We start from the raw sequence: 1,800 nt of genomic DNA, 5'->3' as shown, positions 1-1,800 counted from the left end.
TCCTTATCAATCCACCGATTGCTCTCTACTATATGCAGGGCCTTAACACCACGCCGGTGCACGGCCATACCGCGCTGTTTGGCGTTTATGGAATGCTCGGACTGGGCCTCACAATTTTCTGCCTGCGGGCGCTGATGCCGGGCCGTCCGTGGAAGCAGGGGGCGCTGAAACTCTCCTTCTGGTTCCTCAATATCGGACTGGCCTTCATGGTCCTGCTCAGTATGCTGCCGGTGGGACTGCTGCAGGCATGGGCATCCATTGAACGCGGCACATGGTATGCGCGCTCCGCGGAGTTCATGCAATCCGGCACCATGAATGCATTGCGCTGGATGCGTGTTCCCGGAGATATTCTGTTCGCCCTGGGAGCAGCGCTGTTCGCCTGGTTTGTTCTCGGATTGCTGACCGGGCATTCCTACGAGGAAGGAACAACCGATACTTCCCGAACCTCCGGGGACAGGAACGACGCAACAAAGCAGAAAGCAGAAAGCAGAACTGATCGGACACTGAGTTTGCTATTCAATCGCACGAGGCGCTTTTGCTCACCATCGCAGTCAGGCTAAAGCGCCTCTCAATCGAACCAAAACGTTCAGTACCAAGGGGAGGAACACGATGGACTACACGTTCTTCAATAGCCTGGCGAGTGAAATATCGCTGCCTGAAAAAGGAATCCTGAGCAATGTTCTGCGCAAGGACGAGTATGTCAATATCACGACCTTTGGCTTTGCCGCTGGACAGGAGTTGTCTGCCCATTCTGCGCCAACGCCGGCCGTATTGTATTTTCTTGAAGGCGCGGCCGACGTGCGCCTGGGAGACGATACCGTCAGCGCGCAAGCAGGCTCGCTCGTGTATATGCCGCCCATGCTCACGCATGGCATCAGCGCAAAATCTCCCGTAAAAATGCTGCTCGTTCAGTTCAAAACCGGAACAGGCAAAGCCTCATAACCGGCCGATGCGCGGGAAATACGCGTTGGTTGCGCACTCATTTTGAGCAAGCCCGTTCTTGCTGGAGGAGCAGAGAATGATTCAGCTCAAGCGTGTTTGCGAGGCGCCCGATAGTGCGGACGGAGCCCGCTTTCTTGTTGAGCGCTTGTGGCCCCGAGGCGTAAAGAAGTCCTCACTGGCGCTGGATGCCTGGCTGAAAGATGCTGGCCCAAGCACCGATCTGCGGAAATGGTTTAACCACGATCCGGCGCGGTGGAGCGAGTTTCGCCGGCGTTACTTCGCCGAACTCAAAAAGAATCCGGCATCGTGGGCTCTGCTGCTGGAAGCGGCACGCCGCGGCACTGTCACGCTGCTCTACAGTTCGCACGATGCCGAGCACAATAACGCCGTAGCGCTGAAGGATTTTCCGCATCAATCTCTCCATCCGGAAGACGCGGACTGACCGCTGGGATTTGCCGATCGTCGAGAAGCCGGACGCGCCCGCAAGCTCTTTGCCGCACACATCGACGTTGAAACTGGCCGTGCAATCAGCGCGCTATAATCGAGGGTCCTACCGGGAGCCTTCCGCGTGACACGACTAATCCTCGGCATCTTTGCCGCTGCACTTTGTATGCCTGCGCTTGCTTACGGGCAGGCGCCAGCGCCGCAGCCAGCAACAACCATCCAGGCCAACGCGAATCTTGTCGTGGTCGATGTGGTCGCGACCGACAGCCGGCATAACCCGGTCCACAATCTGACGGCTGCCGATTTCACGGTGCTTGAGAACGGCCATCCACAGACCATCAAAACGTTTGAGGAACACAGTCCCGCGGAAGCCACCGCGCCGCTTCCTGCGCCTCCCAAACTGCCGCCCGGCAC

At 57.9% G+C, this 1,800-nt stretch carries 4 protein-coding genes; all 4 read left to right on the top strand.

Going from position 1 to position 1,800, the window contains the following annotated elements; all coding sequences use genetic code 11:
• Positions 1-560, top strand: a 560-nt coding sequence (locus P4L78_RS01210; protein WP_309326419.1) for a cbb3-type cytochrome c oxidase subunit I, incomplete at its 5' end; no start/stop codon positions are given.
• Positions 561-609: 49 nt separating this feature from the next.
• Positions 610-942: a cupin domain-containing protein gene (locus P4L78_RS01205; protein ID WP_309326417.1), complete on the top strand. Its 333-nt coding sequence runs from the start codon at positions 610-612 to the stop codon at positions 940-942.
• Positions 943-1,018: 76 nt separating this feature from the next.
• Positions 1,019-1,384, top strand: a complete 366-nt coding sequence (locus P4L78_RS01200) for a DUF488 family protein (RefSeq protein WP_309326416.1) — start codon at positions 1,019-1,021, stop codon at positions 1,382-1,384.
• Between the two features lie 168 nt (positions 1,385-1,552).
• Positions 1,553-1,800: hypothetical protein (locus P4L78_RS01195; RefSeq protein WP_309326414.1), on the top strand; the 248-nt coding region annotated here is incomplete at its 3' end.

It is taken from the genome of Silvimonas sp. (genome assembly GCF_031291215.1).
GTDB classification, from domain to species: domain Bacteria; phylum Pseudomonadota; class Gammaproteobacteria; order Burkholderiales; family Chitinibacteraceae; genus Silvimonas; species Silvimonas soli.
This window is presented reverse-complemented; position numbering and strand designations above follow the sequence as displayed.